We start from the raw sequence: 21,566 nt of genomic DNA, 5'->3' as shown, positions 1-21,566 counted from the left end.
GCCCCTTGCGGGCCTCCCACCGCACCCGAATCCGATCCATATACAGATACACCACGGGAGTGGTATACAGCGTCAGCATCTGACTAACAATCAACCCACCCACAATAGCAATCCCCAACGGAGCCCGAAGCTCCGCCCCTTCACCACTTCCAAAGGCCAGCGGCAACGCCCCAAGAAGCGCAGCACAGGTAGTCATCATGATCGGCCGAAACCGCAGCAAACAAGCCTGAAAAATCGCATCCCGCGACGACAACCCCTGCCGGGAGGCCTCAATAGCAAAGTCCACCATCATGATTGCGTTCTTCTTCACGATGCCGATCAGCAAGATCACCCCGATCAACGCAATGATGCTGAACTCAGTCTTAAACAGCAGCAAAGCCAGCAACGCCCCCACGCCCGCGGAGGGCAGCGTGGACAAAATCGTCAGCGGGTGGATATAGCTCTCATACAACATCCCCAGCACGATATACACCGCCGCCAACGCGGCCAGAATCAGGATCGGCTGGTCCGACATCGACTGCTGGAACGCCTGGGCCGTGCCCTGGAAGCTGCCGTGGATCGTCCCCGGCATGCCGATCTGCGCCATCGTGTCGTAGATCACCTGCGTCGCGGTCGATAACGATACGCCCGGCGGCAGATTGAACGAAATCGTCGAGGCCACGAACTGGCTCTGGTGATTCACCGACAACGGCGTATTCCCCGGCCCGAAGCTCGCGATCGCCGACAACGGCACCATCGTTTCCTTCGACGTCGACACGGCCGCACCCGACGAAGCACTCGACTTGCCGCTCGCCGCAATCGAATTGATCGCCTGGTTGCGCGCGGAGTCGGCCGCGATGCTCGCCACGCTCGATGCAGTCGTGCCCGCCGTGCCGCCTGTCGTCGCGCTCGTGCTCGCTGTAGCCGTAGCCGTGGTCCGCGCGGTCACCGTGCCGGCCGGCGCGTTGGTGGTCTGCGCGCCGCTCGCGCTGCCGCCCGAGGTGCTGACGTAAATCTGTTTCAGCATGTCCGGGCTCTGCCAGTACTTGGGCGCCACTTCCATCACGACGTGATACTGGTTCAGCGGGTTGTAAATCGTCGAGACCTGGCGCTGGCCGAACGCGTCGTACAAGGTGTTATCGATCTGCGCCGGCTTGATGCCGAGGCGCGCGGCGGTTGCGCGGTCGATCGTCACCATCGCCTCGAGGCCGCCTTGCTGCTGGTCGGAATTCACGTCGGCGAGTTCGGGGCGCGCCTGCAGCGCCTCAGTCAGCTTCGGTCCCCACAGATACAGATCGGTCGTCGAATCGGCCAGCAGCGTGAACTGATACTGCGCGTTCGATTGCCGGCCCCCTACGCGAATGTCCTGCACCGCTTGCAGGAAAGTCCGCGCGCCGGCCACCTCGCCGAGCGGGGCGCGCAGTTGCTGGATCACCTGGTCGGCGGATAGCTTGCGCTCGCTTTTCGGCTTCAGCGAAACGAACATGAAACCGGAGTTGGTCTGCCGGCCGCCGGTGAAACCCGCCACGCTGTCGACGGCGGGATTCTTGCCGACGATCTCCATCATCTCCGAGAACTTGCTCTTCATCGCCTGGAACGACGTGCTCTGGTCGGCCTGAATGCCGCCGACCAACCGGCCCGTGTCCTGCTGAGGAAAGAAGCCCTTCGGCACGATGATGTACAGCCAGATGTTCAGTCCGATGGTCGCGAGCAGAATCATCACGATCAGGCGCGGATGCCGCAGCGCCCAGCCGAGGGTACGCTCATAACCGCGATGCATCGACATGAAGCCGCGTTCGAGCCAGAGGCCGAAACGTCCTTCTTCCTTTTTCTCATGCGGCTCGCGCAGGAGGCGCGAACACATCATCGGGGTCAAGGTGAGCGAGACGATCAGCGACACGCCGATCGCGAGCGACAGCGTCAGCGCAAACTCGCGGAACAGCCGCCCGACAATGCCGCCCATCAGCAGAATAGGCAGGAACACGGCGACCAGCGAGATACTGATCGACAGCACCGTGAAGCCGACTTCGCGCGCGCCGAGGAACGCGGCCTTCATGCGCGGCACGCCATTCTCGATATGCCGTGAGATGTTCTCCAGCACCACGATCGCATCGTCGACCACGAAGCCGGTCGCGATCGTCAACGCCATCAGCGACAGGTTGTCGATCGAAAAGCCCAGCATATACATCGCGGCGAACGTGCCGATGATCGAGATCGGCACCGCCACGCTCGGAATCAGCGTGGCGCGCCAGTTGCGCAGGAACAGGAACACCACCATCACCACCAGCGCCACCGCGATCATCAGCGTGCGCTCGGTGTCTCTCAGCGACGCGCGGATCGTCGTGGAGCGGTCGGCGGCCGGCGCGATGTCCACGTCGGCGGGCAGCGACGCGTGCAACTGCGGCAGCATCGCCGTCACGCGGTCGATGGTGTCGATGATGTTCGCGCCGGGCTGGCGGTACAGAATCACCAGCACCGAACGCTTGCCGTTGAAGAGGCCCAGGTTGCGCAGGTCTTCGACCGAATCGACCACTTCCGCGACGTCGGACAGCTTCACCGCCGCGCCATTGCGGTACGCGATGACCAGATCCTTATACTGCGACGCCTTGCTCGCCTGGTCGTTGGTATAGATCTGCACGCGGTTCGGGCCGAATTCGATCGAGCCTTTCGGGCTGTTCGCATTGGCCGCGGCGAGCGCCGCGCGTACGTCTTCGAGGCCGATGCCGTAGTGGGACAGGGCATTCGGTTCAAGTTCGACACGCACAGCCGGATTCGCCGAACCGCTCACGTCTACTTCGCCGACGCCGTCCACCTGGGAGAGCGACTGCTGCAACACGGTGGCCGCCGAGTCGTACAGTTGACCGGCGGTCAGCGTCTTCGACGTGAGCGCGAGAATCAGGATCGGCGCGTCGGCCGGATTCACCTTGTGGTACGTCGGGTTGCTGCGCAAGCTCGCCGGCAGATCGGCGCGTGCGGCGTTGATGGCCGCTTGCACGTCGCGCGCGGCGCCGTCGATGTTGCGGTTCAGGCCAAACTGCAGCGTAATGCGCGTCGAGCCGACCGAACTCTGCGAGGTCATTTCGGTGACGTCGGCGATCGAGCCGAGATGCCGTTCGAGCGGACTCGCGACGCTGGTCGCGACCGTGTCCGGGCTCGCGCCCGGCAGCGTCGCCTGCACCGAAATGGTCGGGAAATCGACTTGCGGTAGCGGCGCGACCGGCAGCTTGGTGAACGCGAAAATACCGGCCAGCGCGATGCCGATCGCCAACAGCGTGGTGGCGACCGGGCGGGAAATAAACGGACGCGACAGGTTCATCGCTTAAGTCCCTGCATCGGTGGCGGGCGGCACAGGCTTGCCGCGATTGAAGCGCTCACGCACGCGGCGGGCGAGTGCGTCGAAGCCGAGATAGATCACCGGCGTCGTAAACAGCGTGAGCAACTGGCTGACGATCAAACCGCCGGCAATCGCGATACCGAGCGGGCGGCGCAACTCCGAACCCGCGCCGGTGCCGAGCATCAGCGGCAGGGCGCCGAGCAGGGCGGCGAGCGTGGTCATCAGGATCGGCCGGAAACGCAGCAGACACGCCTGATAAATGGCTTCGCGTGGGGGCTTGCCTTCCTCGCGCTCGGCGTAGAGCGCGAAGTCGATCATCATGATGGCGTTCTTCTTCACGATACCGATCAGCAGCACGATACCGATGATGCCGATGATGTCGAGATCGTGCCCGGTGATCAACAGGGCGAGCAGGGCGCCGACGCCGGCCGACGGCAGCGTCGACAGAATCGTGATCGGGTGGATGAAGCTCTCGTACAGCACGCCGAGCACGATATACATCGTGACGATCGCCGCCAGAATCAGGAACAGTTCGTTCGACAGCGATGCCTGGAACGCCAGCGCCGCACCCTGGAAGCGCGTCTGGAACGACGCCGGCAGCCCGATATCCTTCTCCGCCTGATCGATCGCTTTCACCGCCGCGCCGAGCGACGAGCCGGGCGCGAGGTTGAACGAAACGGTAGTGGCCGGGAACTGGCTCAGGTGCGTGACGAGCAGTGGCGCGGGTTTCTCGATGAACTTCGCGATCGACGACAGCGGCACCTGGCCACCCGACGAGGTGGAAGAGGGCAGGTAGATCGAGTTCAGCGACTCGGTGTAGTGCTGCATCTGCGGCTGCGCTTCCAGAATCACGCGGTACTGGTTCGATTGCGTGAAGATGGTCGAGATGATGCGCTGGCCGAATGCGTCATACAGCGCACTATCCACGGTAGCCGGCGTGATGCCGTAACGCGACGCCGTGGCGCGGTCGATTTCGATGTACACCGACTGGCCGTTGTCCTGCAGGTCGGTGGCCACGTCCGCCAGTTCCGGCGACTGCTTCAGCCGGTCGACCAGCTTCGGCACCCAGGTGGTGAATTCGCTGATGTTCGGGTCGGTCAGCATGAACTGGTACTGCGTCGGGCTGACGGTGGAATCGATCGTCAGATCCTGCACCGGCTGCATGTACAGCGAGGCGCCCGGAATGTGCGCGACGTCCTGCTGCAACTGGCGGATCACGTCGCTCGCGGTGTTGCTGCGGTCGTCGCGCGGCTTCAGGTTGATCAGCATGCGGCCGCTGTTCAACGTGATGTTGCTGCCGTCCACGCCGATGAACGAGGTGAGGCTTTCCACGTCCGGGTTCTTCAGGATCTGCGCGGCGAGTTCCTGCTGACGCTCGGCCATCGACGCATACGACACCGACTGCGGCGCCTGCGTGATTGCCTGGATCACGCCGGTGTCCTGCACCGGGAAGAAGCCCTTCGGAATGTACACGTACAGCACGCCGGTCAGTACCAGCGTGAGCACCGCGACGAACAGTGTGGAGCGTTGCCGGTTCAGCACCCAGGTGAGCGCGACCGCGTAGCGGGCGATCACCCAGTCGATCGATTTATGGGCCTTCGCTTCGAAACTGTGGCTTTCATGCGGCGGCGTGTGGCGCAGGAGCTTCGCGCACATCATCGGCACGAGCGTGAGGGAGACGATCGCCGAAATCACGATCGTTACGGCCAGCGTGATCGCGAATTCGTGGAACAGGCGTCCCACCACGTCACCCATGAAGAGCAGCGGAATCAGCACGGCGATCAGCGAAACCGTCAGCGAAATGATCGTGAAGCCGATCTGTTTCGAGCCCTTCAGCGCGGCTTCCAGCGGCGATTCGCCTTCTTCGACATAGCGCGCGATGTTCTCGATCATCACGATCGCATCGTCCACCACGAAGCCGGTTGCGATGGTCAACGCCATCAACGACAGGTTATCCAGCGAGAAACCGCACAGGTACATCACCGCGAGCGTGCCGATCAGCGAGAGCGGCACCGACAGACTCGGAATGATGGTCGCGTAGACGTTGGCGAGGAACAGGTACATCACCAGCACCACCAGCACGACCGACATCAGCAATTCGAACTGCACGTCGCGCACGGAAGCGCGGATCGTGGTGGTACGGTCGGTGACGATTTCCACGTTGAGCGCAGCGGGCAGCGACTGTTGCAGTTGCGGCAGCAGTGCCTTGATGCTGTCGACCACCTGGATCACGTTCGCGCCCGGCTGGCGCTGCACGTTCAGGATGATCGCCGGCGTGTTGTTGACCCATGCGCCGAGCTTGGTGTTCTCCGCGCCCTGCACGATGTTCGCGACGTCCGTCAGCATGACCGGGCGGCCGCCCTTGTACGCGACCACGGCGCTCTTGTAGGCGTCGGCGTCGGTCAGTTGATCGTTCGCGTTGATCGTGTAGTTGCGGGTCGGGCCGTCGAAGTTACCCTTCGGCGTGTTGACGTTCAGGTTCGAAATCGTGGTGCGCAAGTCGTCCAGATTCAGACCGTACGCGGCGAGCGCGCGCGGGTTCGCCTGAATCCGCACGGCCGGGCGTTGGCCGCCAGACAGGCTCACCAGACCCACACCCGCCACCTGCGAGATCTTCTGCGCGAGACGCGTGTCGGCCAGGTCTTGCACCTGCGTGAGCGGCATCGTCTTCGAGGTGATCGCGAGCGTGATGATCGGTGCGTCGGCGGGATTGACCTTCGCGTAGATCGGCGGCGCGGGCAGATCGGATGGCAGCAGGTTGCCCGCGGCGTTGATCGCCGCCTGGACTTCCTGCTCGGCGATATCGAGCGGCAGATCGAGGCTGAACTGCAGCGTGATGATCGACGAGCCGGCCGAGCTTTGCGACGACATCTGATTCAACGACGGCATCTGCCCGAACTGGCGTTCGAGCGGCGCGGTGACCGACGAGGTCATCACGTCCGGGCTCGCGCCCGGATAGAAGGTCTGCACCTGGATCGTCGGATAGTCGACTTCGGGCAGCGCGGAAAGCGGCAGAAAGCGCAGCGCGACGAGACCGACCAGCATGATCGCCGCCATCAGCAGCGCGGTGCCGACGGGGCGCAGAATAAAGGCGCGGGATGGATTCATGCGATAGTTGCCGTGCCTTTATTGCGAGGCTTGCGCCGCGTGATTGCGATGATGTCCATGCGCGCCGGATGCGCCCGAAGCGGCAGCCGCGCCGCTTGCACCGCTCGCACCACGCGCGCCCGAAGCGCTGCGCGGCTTGTCGGCCGGAATCGTGATCTTCGCGCCTTCCTTCAGCCGGTCCGAGCCGTCGATCACGACGCGCTCGCCGACCTGCAGGCCGGATTTGATGCTGGTGCGTTCGCCGTCCACCGGACCCACCTTGACCGCACGCACCGTCACCGTGTTGTCCGGCTTCACGACGTACACGAACTGACCCATCGAGCCGTTCAATACGGCCGGCGTCGGCACGATCACTGCGTCCTTGATCGTGTCCACGAGCAGGCGCGTATTCACGAACTGATTCGGGAACAGCCGGTTCTTGTCGTTCTGGAAGGTCGCGCGCAGTTTGACCGTGCCGGTCGTGGTGTCGATCTGGTTATCCAGGGTTTCGAGCGAGCCGCCTTCGAGCGAGGTGGTGTTGCTGCGGTCGTACGCGGTGACCGAGAGCTTCGCGCCCGTTTGGGTCTGCTGGATGATCTGCTGAAGGTTGTCTTCGGAGGTCGTGAAGATCACGCTGATCGGCTGCAACTGCGTAATCACGACGATGCCGTTGGTCAGGCTCGGTGTCACGTAGTTGCCCGGATCGACCTGGCGCAAACCGACGCGCCCCGACACCGGCGCGGTGATGCGCGCATAAACGAGGTCGAGCTTGAAGGTGTCGACGTTTGCCTGGTCGGACTTCACCGTGCCTTCATACTGCCGCACGAGCGAGGCCTGCGTATCGACCTGCTGGCTGGCGATCGAGTCTTGCGAGAGCAGCGTCTGATAGCGCTTCAGGTCGAGGCGGGCGGTTTGCAACAGCGCCTGGTCGCGCGCGAGGGTGCCTTGCGCGTTTTCCAGCGAGATCTGATAGGGGCGCGGGTCGATCTGGGCGAGCACGTCGCCCTTCTTGACCATCTGGCCTTCCTTGAAATACACGTCCTGCAGCACGCCGCTCAACTGCGGCAACACGGTGACGTTGGCGAGCGGCGTGACCGTGCCGAGCGCGGTCAGCACCACGGGCATCTCACCTTGTGCGGCGGTCGCCACGTGAACAGGCTGCGCCATGTTGGCGAGGCCGCCAGGGCCACCACGGCCCGGGCGGCCGCCGCTCGCGCCGCTTGCACCGGCAGCCCCGCTCGCGCCTCCGGGCCCGCCCCACGGATGCCAGCGCCACAACACGACCCCAAGGATGACCAGCGCCGCAACGATCAGCGCGATGTTGCGCCCGCGATGGCTTTTTGCTGCGACCGGCGTTTTCCCGGGACCGCCGACAGGTTTCCCGGTGGCTGACGGTTGCGAACCGGGTTGAGAAGCCGGGGCGGCAGGGCGTGTGGTTTCCGAATGCTTTTGTTGTTCGTCCATCGGTTCGGTCTGGTGGCTGGCTTTGATGTGAGCCGCTCGTGCGTTTGTGCCGCTTCAACAGTTCGGCGGACCGGCACGCAGGCGGCATGACAGGCGGTTTCGACAGCGGGCGCGCCGCAAATGTTCAGCGCGATGCTACCCGAGGCGCGGGACAACGATGTTAACGCAGTGCGGCATCATGGCAGCTCGGCGGGACGTTATCGAAGGGCGATAGCGGCAAGCCGGGCGAGCGCCCGCGACGGGAATGCGTGATCCTACGTCGCAGGCTCTGTAACAGTCCACCCGTGTATTTTTCTTTTGATTACGAAGGTTACAGTGCGAGTGGAGGGCGGCTGGAAAATGCCGTGGCCGCCGACCGGCGAGCGTCTGCGCGTTTCAGTTGTCGAGGCGGCGTCCAGGCGTGCCGCCGATCTCGAGAACGATCTTGCTGATGCATTCGAGCAGGGCCGGCGCCGCACGTGAGATCAGCCAGTCGCGCGGACACTGATCCGCGGAGCCGCCGCAATTGACTGCGTAGCGCTCGCCCGAGGGGCCGGTGAATCCTGATGCGATGGCGTTCAAACCGTCGTACCATTCGCCCGTGGCGATCGCGAAGCCTTGCTCCGCCGTTTCCCGTAATGCGCTCGTCAGACGGCTGCTGACGTGGCCCCAGTCGTCGCCTTCGGCGGCCTGCAGGCCGATCAGCAATTTTTCCCGCTCCGGTTCGGCAAGCGCCGACAGATAGGCGCGGCCGACTGCGGTGCGGCTGAGGTTCATGCGCGAGCCGATTTCGAGGCGCGATACCAGCACCGCCGAACGTGGCCGGATCGCGTCGATGACCACCATGTCGAGGCGGTCGCGTACGGCCAGATGCACGGACAACGCGGTGCGTTCGGCGAGTTCGATGAGGAAGGGGCGCGCCCGGGCCCGGATGTCGAAGTTGCGCAGAAAGCCGTTGCTCAACTCCAGTACAGACGAGGTCAGCACGAATCGCTCGCTGTCGGGCAAGCGGAACAGGAAGCCTGCGCCGACGAGCGTGGCGGTAATGCGTGAGACGGTGGGCTTCGGAATGCCGGTCAGCTCGGTCAACTCGCGGTTGCTGAGCGGCGCATCGGCCGCGGCGATCGAACGCAGCACGGTCAAACCACGTGCCAGCGCGGTGACTTCGTCGCCCGAGCCGTCTTTGTCTTTGGCTGGGCCTGCGGCAGTTCGGGAGGACGTGGGTCGGGTCATGTCGTTTTTCTGGAACTATATTTCAGTTTTCTGTTCGCTTGCCTGTCAGCAACCGATCCGCAGAGGTGCGGCGGAGGCCCCAAAATGGGGCGCGAAGTGCATTTTTCGTCAGAAGATTCATTGTATCGGAATATTTTGCCGAGACGAATGAGGTCTCTTTAGATTTTGCTTGACTTAGTCAGCATAACCATAAAAAATGGAACCTCATTTCGAAAGACGGTTTCAGGTTCTGCATTTTGAAATTCTGAACCAACCGTGGTCCGCGGAGTGTCTGGTCGAGTACCTCTAACAGTCCCCCGTAGCAGTCCACGCAGTGTCTGTCTCGAGTCCGGCGTCCAACATCGCGCACCCGTCCAACTTTCGAATACCGTCTCTCAGGTTCTAGCACGGCCCTCGGAATGGCTAGAACTTTTTAAGGCGTCACGGAAACGTGACGCTTTTTTTTTGTGCTATCGGCGCACATCAAAGTCTGCGGCATTCATAAAACGCCCCTTTGCGTGCAACAAAGTCTGCAGGTTTTGGATTAATTCTGCTGCGCGGCAGCAATTCTGGGTCTTTGCCATCACCCTCGATGGTCAATGTGCGGTCCGTCAGTCTGAGCCGACTTTCCCGTTCAGAAGATACTTAATTCGCCCTACGGTGGTTTCTCTTGCCAGTATCAAACCAGTAGTTGCCAGGTTTCAACGCCTACCACCCGCGCCAATGCGTCCAAGGTATCGAGCGTTGCTGCGACCGTCTTGCTTTCAATCTTGTAGGCATAGACGCGTCCGAGACCTGCCGAAGTTGCGGCCTGTTCTTGGGTCAGGCTCAGCCGAAGCCTAAGTCGTTTCAGATTTTGGGCTACCGAGTCGCCAAGCGGCCGCTCGGCGTAGTCTCCAGGCGCTTCCACTGGGTCAGATGACAACGGAAGGCAAGGGTCGACGTCCAGGGCAATGGCAAGCCGGTTGACTGTATCCAGGCGGACATTTGCTGCCTGATTTTCGATATTGGTAACGGTATGCACGCCCAATCCGGCGGCGCGGCTGCTGCCATCCTGTCCGCCCTCATTTAAATGGCGCGGACCATCGCCGCTTCCTCGACGGCGCGAGTTCCCGAAAGCGGCGCCGTCCTTCCTCGCTCCACCGTCAGTTGCCGCTCCCTTGCGTCCACAAAGGGTCCACAATGCAACTCATCATTCTTGGACTCTATGTCCAAGCACCCCCAGGCACCTTTTTGCGAGCAGTCTAAAATTTCACCGGCAGCGCCTCGGCGTGTCACAGGTGACGCTCACCCTCAGCTAGCTTCATCACTGAACTGGGGAGCAGGAGTCGGAGGCGAACGCTGCGAAACAATTAGGTCGCACAAATCACCACTCCTTGCACGATATTTAGAATAGTCGCGCGCTGGCTTAGGTGCTCGTCGGCGCTTAATGCATGGATTGCAGAGTAGCAAGCCAAATTGACCCATCCAGCTACATTTTCTGCGCACTTTCCCATACCTTTGGTAATGCAAGGCGACTATGTAGGGTCTGCAGAAAAGAGGCTTCAAAAATGAGATGCTCGCGACGCCAGCATTGGCGCGGGCTTGCGGCGGACATCAGCGCAATATCGAGGTGTTCGAAAGCGTCCGGCCGCTACTCTTAAGACATGCGTTATAGGGAATGTCCCAGGTTAGGTGCATTACGCACCCTGAGGTTGCAATCATCGACGTGGGGATGCCGGAAATAGACGGCTTCGAAGTCGCACGCGCAGTTCGACTTGAACGAGCACTCGACGACATCGTGCTCGTGGCGCTTACGGGCTATGCATCCGAATCCGACAAATCGAGGGCTTTGGCGGCCGGTTTCGATTTTCATCTGACCAAGCCCCTTTCGCTCGATATGCAGTACATCCTGGTGAAACGTGCCGACGGTACGCTGCGGGGCATTGTCTAAGGTCGGCGCGCCCTTTGTCGCGAGTTTTAGGGCTACAAAAAGTCGGCTGGACTTAGGGGGCATAGGCCCGAGCGGGCAGAAACGCGTCTACCACCTGCCGCATCTGCAGCCAAAGGAGGAGTTCACATGCAAGAGTTTGAGCGTATCAAGGTCCTGTTCGTTGCCGGGTTTGGACCAATCGTCCGCGATAAAATCGCGGGCCGAAACTTGTACGGTGAGACGTTCAACATCTCATTCAAGGAGGAGCCGGGCGGTTATCTGCATACTGAGGCTCTGAAAGGAGTTCAGAGTTTTGCCTTGTGGCCGCTCGAGCAGGCGGCACAGTCCTGCTTTGGCAAAGATTCCTGGCCGGACAGCACGCCCGTTCCCCAGGCATGGCTCGAATTTGATGTCGAGGACGTTGAAGGAGCAACCGCGGAACTGGAATCGCGAGGCTATCGAATTCTCATCAAGAACAAGAAGGAACCCTGGGGTCAGACGGTCACACGATTTCTTTCTCCGGAAGGACTGCTGGTTGGCCTAACAATTACTCCGTCGATGCGGCACTCGTGAATATCACGGGGACCCGTGGTTTCCAGATGTCCGTTTGACCCGAACCAGGGGTGACGATGGAAGTGCCGTGTTGCGGATACTAACCGCTGGATAATTCGGCTAATGGAGCCGCAAGCCTGGTGCATGTGGTCACCCAAACGAATGGGTGCGTTAATTTTCTGAGCCTGCGGCTCCACGACTTAAGATAATGCTATTGCTGCCGCGACCGGTTTCGATAGTGACGACGCGCGTGGGTCTGCTCATGCACCAGCACCGCCGGTTGGGTCCGGACGGAGTGGCGTCTGCAGGAGCGGCGACGGCCCCCACATCTCGACCTTGAAATTGGTCGCGAAGGTCCGTAGTTCTTGCTCCAGCGCGCGCCATGGCCCGTCTGCGAACGTCGCCCAGTCGATTGTGGACCTCCAACAGGTGGTCGTTCGAATCTGCGGGGCGCCCAGCATATTCCGGTTCGCGCGAAGTTCGACCAGACCTGGCTGCTGCACAATCGTTTCCGCCGCCTTCCTGGCCCATTCGGCGTAAGACTCCAGATTCACGCCTAGCTGCAGGTCGTACGTATTCGTCACCTCTATCATGGACGTCTCCTCACCGATGGAGTTGGGTTCCGGCAGGTACATGTCCACTGCCAGTTCGCCGGTATGGCAATGCGCCGCGTCTCTGATACTGCCTTCGTTCGCCCCAGCGGGTCAAGCAGCGCTTCCATGACAAAACATCGAACTTGCTCTCGGAGACGGCCGGAAACGGGACGCTTGGCTTCTCGTCGATTGATACGGACACGCTCGCATCCGCCCACGGGGGCAAGCCGCGGACGGCTGTCGTTCTGCTCGCTCATCTCGTTCTCTTTCGTCGTCGTGGCCGCGCTAGCTCGGCAGGTACGCCTGAAAGCCGCAAATCGCGCGGCACCGATGCCGCAGCGAGGATGAAAACCAATGCATCGCGCTGCTTACTGCCAGCCACAGACATCGTAGTGCTTTTCCGTCACGAGCCTAAGCAATCAGCCTACGTGCCATGGCCCGAGCTGATTAAGGAGTGTGAGCACCTGATGAAACCTACCGAGCATCTGCCGGTCCGCTACGAGGTAAAGGCGTTTCCCGAAGAAGTGCTTTTTCAGGCATGGTGTACTCGCTTCGATAAGGTTTGAAAAGGAAAGCACGCTCCTTAAACGTCCGGGATACACGGCATAAGGACACCGAGGCTAAACCGCAGGCAAAGCAGGCAGCGCGGAGACAGAAGTCAGATGCGCCGCCGGCAAGACGAAAGATGCCGATATCACCAAAACCGAAGCACCACGGAGGTACCGAAGCTCCAATTCGCGAGCGACCTGACCTTGGAATGGCCGCATGCCGGCAATTCTGAAAGGTCTTACTGGACAGTCTTCGTTGACATGCTGCTGTCTTCGTGGCGCATAGTGGACATGCTCATGCCACTCGTGGTGTCCGCGCTCTTGCTCATGTCGCCAGGAACCCGGTTCCACGGGCTCGAGACGGGCTCGCCGTGGTACGTCATCCCAGCGGTTGCGGCACCGTGAGCGCCGCCGCTGCCATTTCCACCGTTGCCATTCCCGCCAGCCTGCGCAAACGTCGCGGCGCACGCGCAGAGCGACGCGACAGCGACACGCGCGAACAGAGCCTTCATCGTCGACTTGTCCATGGTAATTCTCCTGTGATATCGACCCGTGCGTTTGCAGCGCCGAAGTCTCATATACCGCTAAAGTCTGACTGATTGCGCAGCGGCGGAGCGCAAGCAGCTACTCCCATCTGAACAGGGCAGACATTTGCTGCGTCCAGATGCGAGACATGTGAGTCAGTCGTGACTCAGCGCCGAAAATGACAACGCTGCGCTGAATTCGCACTTCTTGTCGTGCGCATTTGCCCTTTTACTTCGGCATCAGTACCTTATCGACCACCATGATGACGCCGTTGCTCTGGGTGACGTCGTAGGTCGATATGTCGGCAGTGTGGCCACTGGCATCCATTACTACGATGTTGTGCGGGCCGTTTTCACTGAACGTCAGAAGCTCTCCATTGACTGTCTTCAGTTCCGCCTTGCCGCCACCGGCCTTGATAGCCTGGTCGAGCTTGCGGAAGTCATAACGTCCAGGAACAACGTGGTATGTCAGGATGCTGGTCAACGTCGCCTTGTTTTCAGGCTTCACGAGCGTGTCGACTGTGCCAGCCGGCAGCGCGGCAAACGCCTCGTTCGTTGGTGCAAAAACCGTAAACGGTCCTGGGCTCTTTAACGTATCGACGAGGCCCGCGGCTTTGACTGCAGCGACGAGCGTGGTGTGGTCAGCCGAGTTGACCGCGTTGTCCACGATGTCCTTGCTCGGATACATCGCCTGACCACCGACCATGACCGTGTCGCTGGCCGCAAAGGCGCCAGAGACGGCTGCTGACAGTGCGACAGCGACGAACATAGGCTTGCATTTCATGGTGCACTCCCCAGAGTTGCCACGCGTAATTGCACGGCTCTGACCGCATATACGGGGAATACTCGCGCCTGGATTCAAAAACGGTCTGCATCCCGACGATGTAGCCTGATGTGTCCCTGCCTTGGGCCCGTCTTCGGGGGAAATTGCATCGACAAAGCTGATCGATCACGGTGCACGACTTGAAGACGCGGATGCGTTGACGAGCAACGCACGGCGGTGCCGTGCTTCCGGACCTTAAGCGGGGCGACCGGCCAGCAACCGCTTCGCGGTGTATGAAAGAACGCGCTCATCACGCTGATTCAACACGTCGATGCGGCTCGTCACGACTGCACGATTGTTTTTGGATGTGGGTTTCACTTCCTCGACTTCCACTATCCCATAGATCGAATCGTTGACGAGAACCGGACCGTGAGCCTTTAACGTCAGATCCAGAAGTGCCAGACCGGTGCCTTGTATCATCGTCTGGAATAACAGTCCTTCGATCAGGCCGCTCGTCAGCGCAGCGGGGACCGCACGGCCACGCATGGCGCCGTGCTCGTAGTCCGCGTCGATGAAAATGGCCTCGAGCATGCCGGTCACCGAGATGAAATTGACAAGGTCGGTTTCGGTTACCGTGCGACGATACGTGCGAAAGCGCTGACCGGCCTGAATCTCCTGCCAGTAGAAACCACGCCCCAGCAGTTGGGCGTCTTGTAGGGAACTCATATTTACTCCGGATGGGTAAGTGACTGTCGATCCCGCCCGCAGTCGGTTCTGCGGGCGATTGTCGGTTGACGGGACGTCGCGTTCGAATAGCAATAACTTTGCTATCGGGGAAGCTGTACTAGAACCTGACGCGCAAGCCAGCGGTAACGGCGAGCTGGTATTTCGAATTGGAGCCCGTTGGACCGCCCACGCTGTCGATCGTTGCGGTCAGGGCATCGCCCAGGGCCTTCTGATAGACCGCGGCGACATACGTTGTCGTAGTTTTGCTAAGCAGGTATTGCGCCCCCAGGTTTATCTGCGCCCAACGAGGGTGGGTCCCATCAGTAATGTTAGCTATTTTCGAGGCACCACCTACCTTTCCGTCGCTGTAAATGAATGCGACGCCAGCAAGAAAGGCCGGGGTAATCTGGTACTTTGTGTTGGCCTCATAGTTCGAAAGAGAAAAGCTCGAATGGTCGACGTACCGCAACTTGGCCACTGTATATGCGAACCCCAGCGTCGCTGCGTCCAACTGGTATGCCACGCCTGCGCCGGTGACGTCCTGGGTCTTGACCGGACGTGCATAGAAGATATCGGTGACGCTCGTGTAATCGCCGACGATGGCGCCGCCAGTATTGCTTCCTCCCGTACCCCCGGCCGAAGGGCTTGAGAGGTGCAGGTGACCAGCTCCCAGCGTTACAGGTCCCGCTGCGTAGCTCGCGCCGACGCTCCATGCGCTATTGTTTGAGAAGCCGGTGCCAGCTGAACCGGCAGCCTGATTGCTGAAGGCGTATAACCCTCCGAAGGCCAGCCCACGATAGGTGGGACTGGTGTACTTGACGGAGTTGTTGATGCGGAAGGTGGTGTAGAGATTGTCGATGTCACCGACGTGCGCGCCATATTGAGTCGCCCATTGTCTGGAAGAAACAAAAGGTCCGACGAAGTCGACGACCGAGTCGTACTGTCTCCCGAAGGTCGCGGTCCCCAGATCCTTGTTGACCAGTCCAACATATGCCTGGCGGCCGAATAAACGTGAACCTTGCAATAGCGTGCCGCTGGCGACGCTGAAGCCGTTCTCGAGCACGAAGATGGCGGAATTGCCGCCACCCAGATCCTCGACCCCGCGAAAGCCCCATCGGGACGGGGCACCGACACCGGATGTTTCCTGTATTTTGCGGGCACCGATGGCTCCGGGCCGGCTGGCCACGTTGTTCACATAACCGATACCTGCATCAACCAGACCGTAGAGCGTCACGCTGCTTTGCGCGCAGGCCGATGCGCTAGCCAGTCCGCTGGTCGCAAGAAAAATCGCCTTCCTCAATTCCATGTATGTCCCCATCGAAGCGTTATAGGTAAATATTGATTCAGCAATGTGCCGTTGGTCTCCTGGCGACCTGAGCGGCGGAACGGCTCACTTCAAAAACCCGCGGTGCTGGCATTGCACTGCCTGACACCGCGCACAAATCGAGGCAGCACCCGGACGGCCCTTCAGATCACCAAGTTTTCGCGTAATGCCGCGATTCGTTCATCGTCATAGCCCAGGACGACGCGCAGAACGTCAGTTGTATGTTCGCCAAGCTGAGGCGGGTGGATGAGCGCCTGAGGCGGCGTTGCGCTCATGTTGATCGGGTTGCGCACCACCTTCACGGTGCCGCCGGATGGGTGGGGCAGGTCGAGTTGCAGTCCGCGCGCCACCACCTGCTCGTTCTCGAATACCTCGCCGAGATCGTTGATTGGGCCGCAGGGCACGCTGGCAGCTTCGAGTGCAGCGATCCATTCATGCTTTCCGCGTACGCGGACCATCTCCGCGAGAATCGGCACCAGGGTCTCGCGATTGCGCACGCGCGCCGGATTGGTGGCGAAGCGCTCGTCGTCGGCCAGTTCCAGCCGGCCGCCGGCTTCGACAAATTTCCGGAACTGCCCGTCGTTGCCGACCGCGACGATGATCCAGCCATCGCTGGTCTGGAAGGTCTGGTAGGGCACGATGTTCGGATGCGCGTTGCCCCAGCGCACCGGCGGCTGGCCGCTGGCGAGGAAGTTCGAGCTAACGTTCGCGAGCATGGCGACCTGCACGTCGAGCAGCGCCATGTCGATGTACTGGCCTTCGCCGGTACGGTCGCGATGGGTGAGGGCAGTCAGCACGGCGACGCTTGAGTACATACCCGTCATCAGGTCTGTGATCGCCACCCCTGCCTTTTGAGGGCCGCCGCCAGGCAAGCCGTCGCGCTCCCCGGTGATGCTCATGAAGCCGCCTATTCCCTGGATGATGAAGTCGTAGCCCGCACGCTGCGCATAGGGTCCAGTCTGGCCAAATCCGGTCACCGAGCAATAGATGATGTCCGGCTTGATTTCTTTCAGCGAGGCGTAGTCGAGGCCATATTTCTTCAACTGGCCGACCTTGTAGTTCTCCAGCACCACGTCGCTGTGGGCGACCAGCTCGCGGACAATGCGCTGCCCTTCGGGCGTCGCGATATCCACGGTCACCGAGCGCTTGTTGCGGTTCGCGGCGAGATAGTAGGCTGCCTCGCGCGTATCTGCGCCGTCCGGCGTCTTCAGGTACGGAGGGCCCCAGTGACGCGTGTCGTCGCCGACTTCGGGTCGTTCGATCTTGATGACGTCGGCGCCGAAATCGGCGAGCGTCTGTGCGCACCACGGACCGGCCAGCACGCGGGTGAGATCCAGCACGCGGATATGATTGAGAGCGCCCATAATTGGTAAAAATATAGTCGTTTAGTAATGCTATTAATTTGGTATGAAGCGTTGCGCAGCGAGTGTCAAGTGCCCGGGCACGGAAGCCGATTTCTGGACTTAAAGGGTTACGCCGGGTTGGCTAAAATCCGGCGCAACGATCGGTTCGCTACGGGGTAGTACGGTCGCGGGCGGCAGCATCATCCCTCACTGGAAAGGAGAGGCTGATTCTTACGGGAAGCAATAGGCAAGATCACAACGAGCATGACCGCGGCCAATGCTTGCATGCACGCAGCGGTGACAAAGCCACTTGTATAGGTGCCGGTAGCTTCCCGTACGTACCCGGTAAGCCACGGCGTCAGAAAACCTGCGAGGTTCGCAACCGAACTGATGAAGGCCACTCCGACCGTGGCCCCACTAGCCTTCAGGTACCGCATCGGAATCTGCCAGAAAAGAGAGATGCCGGCACCTGTGCCTGCGAGCGCGAGGGCGAGCGTCACAAAGGTGGCGGTGCGACTGCTGTGCCACACGAGTACCAGCAGAAGCAGGCTCGCGACGCTCACCACAGAGGCAATCGAGCAGTGGTAGCGGAGGTCACCATGACGGCTCGCGTATGTGCAGAATGCAATGTTGCCGACAGCGCCAAGAATACAGATGGCCGCGATAGCGTTGCCGATCGCTGTGTAGCCACCAAATCCCGCATCCCGCAGAATGGTCGGAATGAAGAAGCTCAGCGCCGTATTGGCACTGAGGATGCAAAAATAGACGGCAACCAGTACCCAGACAACCGGATTGGCAAGCAGCGGTCGCTGGTGGTTCACTTCCGCAGAGGCGCGTTTGCGGTCGCGAGCGAGGTCGGCCCCGATGAGCAGCCGTTCTTCAGGGGACAGCCAGGACGCTGTCTCCGGCCCATCGGAGAGGACAAATAGTACGAGGCAGCCCAGCAGCAGGGTGGGGGCTGCCTGCACCAGAAACATCCAGCGCCAGCCCGCGAGGGACAACACGCCGCTCATATGTTGCAGCACGAAGCCGCCGGACAGGCCTACGGCGACAGTCGAACAAATAGCGGCCGAATGGAAAATGCTGAAGTTTCGGGTTCTCCGTTTCGTTGGAAACCATAGATTCAGATAGAGAATTACGCCCGGATAGAAGCCAGCCTCGAACGCGCCCAGCAGGAACCGCAGAAAGTAGAAGAGCGGCGCGCTACGGACGAACATCATTGCAATGCTGGTGAGTCCCCAACCGATGGCAATCACGGAGATCGTTCGTCTTGCACCGAGCCTTTGCTGAACTGTCGTGCTGGGTATGCCGAACACCACATAACCGAGGAAGAACAGTCCCGCACCGAAGCCGTACACCGTTTCACTGAAGTGCAGATCGGAAAGCATCTGCAATTTCGCGAACGCGACATTGGCACGATCGACCCACGCGAGCAGCCATAGCAGGAAGAGAAGTGGAATGATTCTCCATTCCGAAGCCGAATAGGCGCGTCGTAGCGTGATTTCGGATGCGTCGCTCAAGGCGTTCGTATCGGCGTCATAGAGCGAGTTCATGAAGTGTCTCCTTGGTGATATGCCCGGATCTGTTTGGCCGGTGTCATGACAGTTTCAGTGCGGGAGCGGGCGTTGTTGCCCGCGTTTCCGCGATGGTGCAGCAACGGCTTCTACACCACCGTTCGCGCGGGCAGTACTGCTCCGCGGTTCTCTCCGAACCCGATGCGCGCAAATCCGGGCCGCTCACACCAACCCTTCATGACGACCGCATCGCCGTCCTCCAGGAAGCCGCGCGTTTCGCCATTGCCCAGAGCGACGGGTGTCTTTCCTGCGGCAGTGAGTTCGATCAAGGCGCCAGCCTCAGCGGCCGTTGGTCCCGAGATCGTGCCGCTACCGAGCAGGTCACCGCTCTGCAGATTGCAGCCACCAATGGTGTGATGCGCGACCATTTGCGCGATCGTCCAGTACTGGTGACGGAAGCTCGTGTGCGACAGCCGTGCGGCAGGTGCCTGACTTGCACGCTGCCGCTCGGACTCCAGCCATACCTCGAGTTGGATGTCGATACTCCCTTCGCTGCGGTTGGCGGGCGCATCGAGATACGTCAGCGGTTGAGGCTCGTCTGCGGGCCGCTCCCACGCATGACGAAACGGCGCCAGCGCTTCCATGGTGACGATCCACGGAGAGATTGTGGTAGCGAAATTCTTCGCGAGAAACGGCCCCAAAGGTGTCGATTCCCACATCTGTATGTCGCGAGCGGACCAGTCGTTCAGCAGGCAAAGGCCGAACACATGTTGTTCGGCACTCGTGACGGGAATCGGCTCACCCTGCTGGTTGCCAACGCCGATGAAGATTCCCAGTTCGAGCTCATAGTCCAACCGCGCACACGCGGATACCTCAGGCACGCTGTGCCCCGCAGCAAGTCGTTGTCCAAGCGGTCGCCGGACTTCCTCGCCGGATATTCCAATGCTCGAGACACGTCCGTGATAGGCGATAGGCATCCACTGAAAGTTTGGCGACAGTACCGGGTCAGGGCGCAGCAGCTTGACGATGTTGCGGGCATGGTCGATCGACGTATAGAAATCGGTGTAGTCGCCGATGCGGGCTGGCAAGCTGTATTCGACCAGCGCCTGCGGAACGAGACACCGGCGCAGCACGTCGGTATCAGGCGTCGCCGACACGTTTCCCGCTGGCGCTTCGAAAAGCGCGAAGGCGGCGTGCCTCAAGGCTCGCCATGCGCCCGGGCCCATGGCGAAGAACTCGTTGAGCGAAGGTTGCGTGCAGGCGATGGCCGCCTGCATGGCGAGGCCGCTGAGGCAGCGTTCGCGAAGGAGGGCGGCCAGGTCGATGACCTGGTCTCCCAGCGCGATACCTGCGCGAAACGCCTCCGACTCTCCCTTGCGGCGAAAGATCGCGTAGGGGAGATTCTGCAGCGGAAAGTCGCAGTGAGGCTCATTGGCCGATGCAAGCCAGCTCTTGACAGCCGCATCGTGCGTACGGTCAAGGTTCATCGAATTCACCCCGCAGGCTCCGGCGGCTAAGCAGCACACGGCGTTGACGCAGTTCCTCGATCAAAGCGGGATCGACGTCGCGCTCGGCGAGTAACTCGACGTTGTGTTCGCCCTGGAAAGCAGGGACGCCAGGCGGCGGCAAGGTTGCGCTACTGAAGCGCCATGGCACGCCCGGCATGCGCATCGTGCCGCCCGAGCGATCGTCCACCTGGACAATCGCGCCCCAGTCTTGCGCCCACTCAGATTCCGCGAGGTCATTCGTGCTGCGGACCACACCGACAGCGAGGCCTTGTTCGCTCACCTGCGCCTGAAGTTCCTCCAGGTCGGTGAAGGTGAGAATCCAGGCGCGGACTTCGCTCAGCAGGGCATCGAGGTTCAGGCGGCGCAGTGGCGCGGTCGCAAAGCGCGGGTCGAGCAGCAGATCCGTTCGACGCATCATGGAGCAGTAGCGGACGAACATCGGCGAGTAGATGGGACTCGCGGCGATGGTCAACTGACGTCCGTCCGGTAGCTTGAAGATATGGGATTCAGGCGCGCTCAGCGCCGGTGGCTCGCCCTGTGTGTCAATCCCGGACAGTTGCGCGCCAGCGCGCTCGTTGACCGCGAGCATGGTCGCGGCCATCGCGACATCGACGTGCTGTCCTTCCCCGGTGCGGTTGCGATGCTGGATTGCGGCGAGCACCGCAATTGCGGCATGCAGGCCGGTGTAGACATCCGCATGGCTGCAGGCATCGTTCTTGAGTTCAGAAAGCGATTCGCCGTAGTGCTGTTGCAGAATGTCGGTCAAGCCGGTTTCCGCTTGCACCGTCGGGGCAAACGCGGGTCGGTTGCGCCACGGCCCGGTCTGTCCATAGCCGCTGATGGAAACGTAGACGACTCCCGGATTAAACTCGCGAACCTGCTCATAGCCAAGACCGAAGCGGTTGAGCGTGCCGGGGCGAAAATTCTCAACGATGACGTCGGCGTCGCGGCACATGTCGATCACGATTTCGCGTGCTTCGGGCCAGTTCAGGTCGATGCTGAGATTGCGCTTACCCGCATTCTGCTGCGCATAGTAGACCGACATCCCGTCAATGTGAGGCACGCCTCCGCGGCCCGAGTCGCCACCGGGCGGTTCGATCTTGGTCACGTCGGCGCCGAGATCGCGCAGTGTTTTGGTACACAGCGGGCCCGCGAGCACGCGTGTGAAGTCGATGACTTTCAGCCCGTCGAGTGGTGCGTTCAT

Annotated in this window: 17 protein-coding genes; 3 read left to right on the top strand and 14 right to left on the bottom strand. The window is 61.1% G+C overall.

What is annotated here, in order from left to right; genetic code table 11:
- The 5 genes from FSO04_RS13495 to FSO04_RS13475 form a co-directional block, all read right to left on the bottom strand.
- On the bottom strand, positions 1 to 3,295 hold a 3,295-nt coding region (locus tag FSO04_RS13495), incomplete at its 3' end, for an efflux RND transporter permease subunit (protein ID WP_154560157.1).
- A 3-nt stretch (positions 3,296 to 3,298) separates the two neighbouring features.
- Positions 3,299 to 6,421, bottom strand: a complete 3,123-nt coding sequence (locus FSO04_RS13490; RefSeq protein WP_154560156.1) for an MdtB/MuxB family multidrug efflux RND transporter permease subunit — start codon at positions 6,419 to 6,421, stop codon at positions 3,299 to 3,301.
- A gap of 18 nt (positions 6,422 to 6,439) precedes the next feature.
- Positions 6,440 to 7,864, bottom strand: coding sequence for an MdtA/MuxA family multidrug efflux RND transporter periplasmic adaptor subunit (locus FSO04_RS13485; RefSeq protein ID WP_154560155.1), 1,425 nt, complete (start codon positions 7,862 to 7,864; stop codon positions 6,440 to 6,442).
- A 375-nt stretch (positions 7,865 to 8,239) separates the two neighbouring features.
- On the bottom strand, positions 8,240 to 9,076 hold the full coding sequence (locus FSO04_RS13480; RefSeq protein ID WP_154560154.1) for an IclR family transcriptional regulator: 837 nt from the start codon (positions 9,074 to 9,076) through the stop codon (positions 8,240 to 8,242).
- A gap of 658 nt (positions 9,077 to 9,734) precedes the next feature.
- Complete coding sequence (locus tag FSO04_RS13475) at positions 9,735 to 10,079, bottom strand: helix-turn-helix domain-containing protein (RefSeq protein ID WP_166618179.1); 345 nt, start codon at positions 10,077 to 10,079, stop codon at positions 9,735 to 9,737.
- 636 nt (positions 10,080 to 10,715) lie between these two features.
- Between FSO04_RS13475 and FSO04_RS13470 the strand changes: the two genes are divergently transcribed.
- Both FSO04_RS13470 and FSO04_RS13465 read left to right on the top strand, forming a co-directional pair.
- Entirely contained in the window at positions 10,716 to 10,988 is a 273-nt protein-coding gene (locus FSO04_RS13470; protein ID WP_154560152.1) for a response regulator, read from the top strand.
- Between the two features lie 126 nt (positions 10,989 to 11,114).
- Positions 11,115 to 11,540, top strand: a complete 426-nt coding sequence (locus FSO04_RS13465) for a VOC family protein (protein WP_154560151.1) — start codon at positions 11,115 to 11,117, stop codon at positions 11,538 to 11,540.
- Between the two features lie 239 nt (positions 11,541 to 11,779).
- Here the strand turns inward: FSO04_RS13465 and FSO04_RS13460 are convergent, their stop codons facing one another.
- Complete coding sequence (locus FSO04_RS13460; RefSeq protein WP_154560150.1) at positions 11,780 to 12,112, bottom strand: hypothetical protein; 333 nt, start codon at positions 12,110 to 12,112, stop codon at positions 11,780 to 11,782.
- A gap of 344 nt (positions 12,113 to 12,456) precedes the next feature.
- Between FSO04_RS13460 and FSO04_RS13455 the strand changes: the two genes are divergently transcribed.
- Complete coding sequence (locus FSO04_RS13455; RefSeq protein WP_154560149.1) at positions 12,457 to 12,678, top strand: hypothetical protein; 222 nt, start codon at positions 12,457 to 12,459, stop codon at positions 12,676 to 12,678.
- A gap of 221 nt (positions 12,679 to 12,899) precedes the next feature.
- On the opposite strand, the gene FSO04_RS13450 is transcribed toward FSO04_RS13455, so the two are convergent.
- The 8 genes from FSO04_RS13450 to FSO04_RS13415 all read right to left on the bottom strand — a co-directional run bounded on the left by FSO04_RS13450 (position 12,900) and on the right by FSO04_RS13415 (position 21,566).
- Entirely contained in the window at positions 12,900 to 13,187 is a 288-nt protein-coding gene (locus FSO04_RS13450) for a hypothetical protein (RefSeq protein WP_233464830.1), read from the bottom strand.
- 226 nt (positions 13,188 to 13,413) lie between these two features.
- Positions 13,414 to 13,968 (bottom strand): fasciclin domain-containing protein, encoded by a 555-nt coding sequence (locus tag FSO04_RS13445; RefSeq protein WP_154560148.1) that lies wholly within the window; start codon positions 13,966 to 13,968, stop codon positions 13,414 to 13,416.
- Between the two features lie 234 nt (positions 13,969 to 14,202).
- On the bottom strand, positions 14,203 to 14,673 hold the full coding sequence (locus FSO04_RS13440) for a MaoC family dehydratase (protein WP_154560147.1): 471 nt from the start codon (positions 14,671 to 14,673) through the stop codon (positions 14,203 to 14,205).
- 118 nt (positions 14,674 to 14,791) lie between these two features.
- The gene (locus tag FSO04_RS13435; RefSeq protein ID WP_154560146.1) at positions 14,792 to 15,979 is read right to left on the bottom strand and encodes a porin; all 1,188 of its coding nucleotides are present in this window, start codon (positions 15,977 to 15,979) and stop codon (positions 14,792 to 14,794) included.
- Positions 15,980 to 16,140: 161 nt separating this feature from the next.
- Positions 16,141 to 17,361, bottom strand: coding sequence for a CaiB/BaiF CoA transferase family protein (locus FSO04_RS13430; protein ID WP_154560145.1), 1,221 nt, complete (start codon positions 17,359 to 17,361; stop codon positions 16,141 to 16,143).
- Positions 17,362 to 17,540: 179 nt separating this feature from the next.
- The gene (locus tag FSO04_RS13425) at positions 17,541 to 18,893 is read right to left on the bottom strand and encodes an MFS transporter (protein ID WP_154560144.1); all 1,353 of its coding nucleotides are present in this window, start codon (positions 18,891 to 18,893) and stop codon (positions 17,541 to 17,543) included.
- Positions 18,894 to 19,003: 110 nt separating this feature from the next.
- Positions 19,004 to 20,341, bottom strand: a complete 1,338-nt coding sequence (fahA, locus tag FSO04_RS13420; RefSeq protein ID WP_154560143.1) for a fumarylacetoacetase — start codon at positions 20,339 to 20,341, stop codon at positions 19,004 to 19,006.
- Positions 20,331 to 21,566 carry a CaiB/BaiF CoA transferase family protein gene (locus FSO04_RS13415; RefSeq protein WP_154560142.1) on the bottom strand — a complete coding sequence of 412 codons (1,236 nt, stop codon included), beginning with the start codon at positions 21,564 to 21,566 and terminating at the stop codon, positions 20,331 to 20,333. The genes fahA and FSO04_RS13415 overlap by 11 nt, the downstream gene beginning before the upstream one ends.

It is taken from the genome of Paraburkholderia madseniana (genome assembly GCF_009690905.1).
Classification (GTDB): domain Bacteria; phylum Pseudomonadota; class Gammaproteobacteria; order Burkholderiales; family Burkholderiaceae; genus Paraburkholderia; species Paraburkholderia madseniana.
This window is presented reverse-complemented; position numbering and strand designations above follow the sequence as displayed.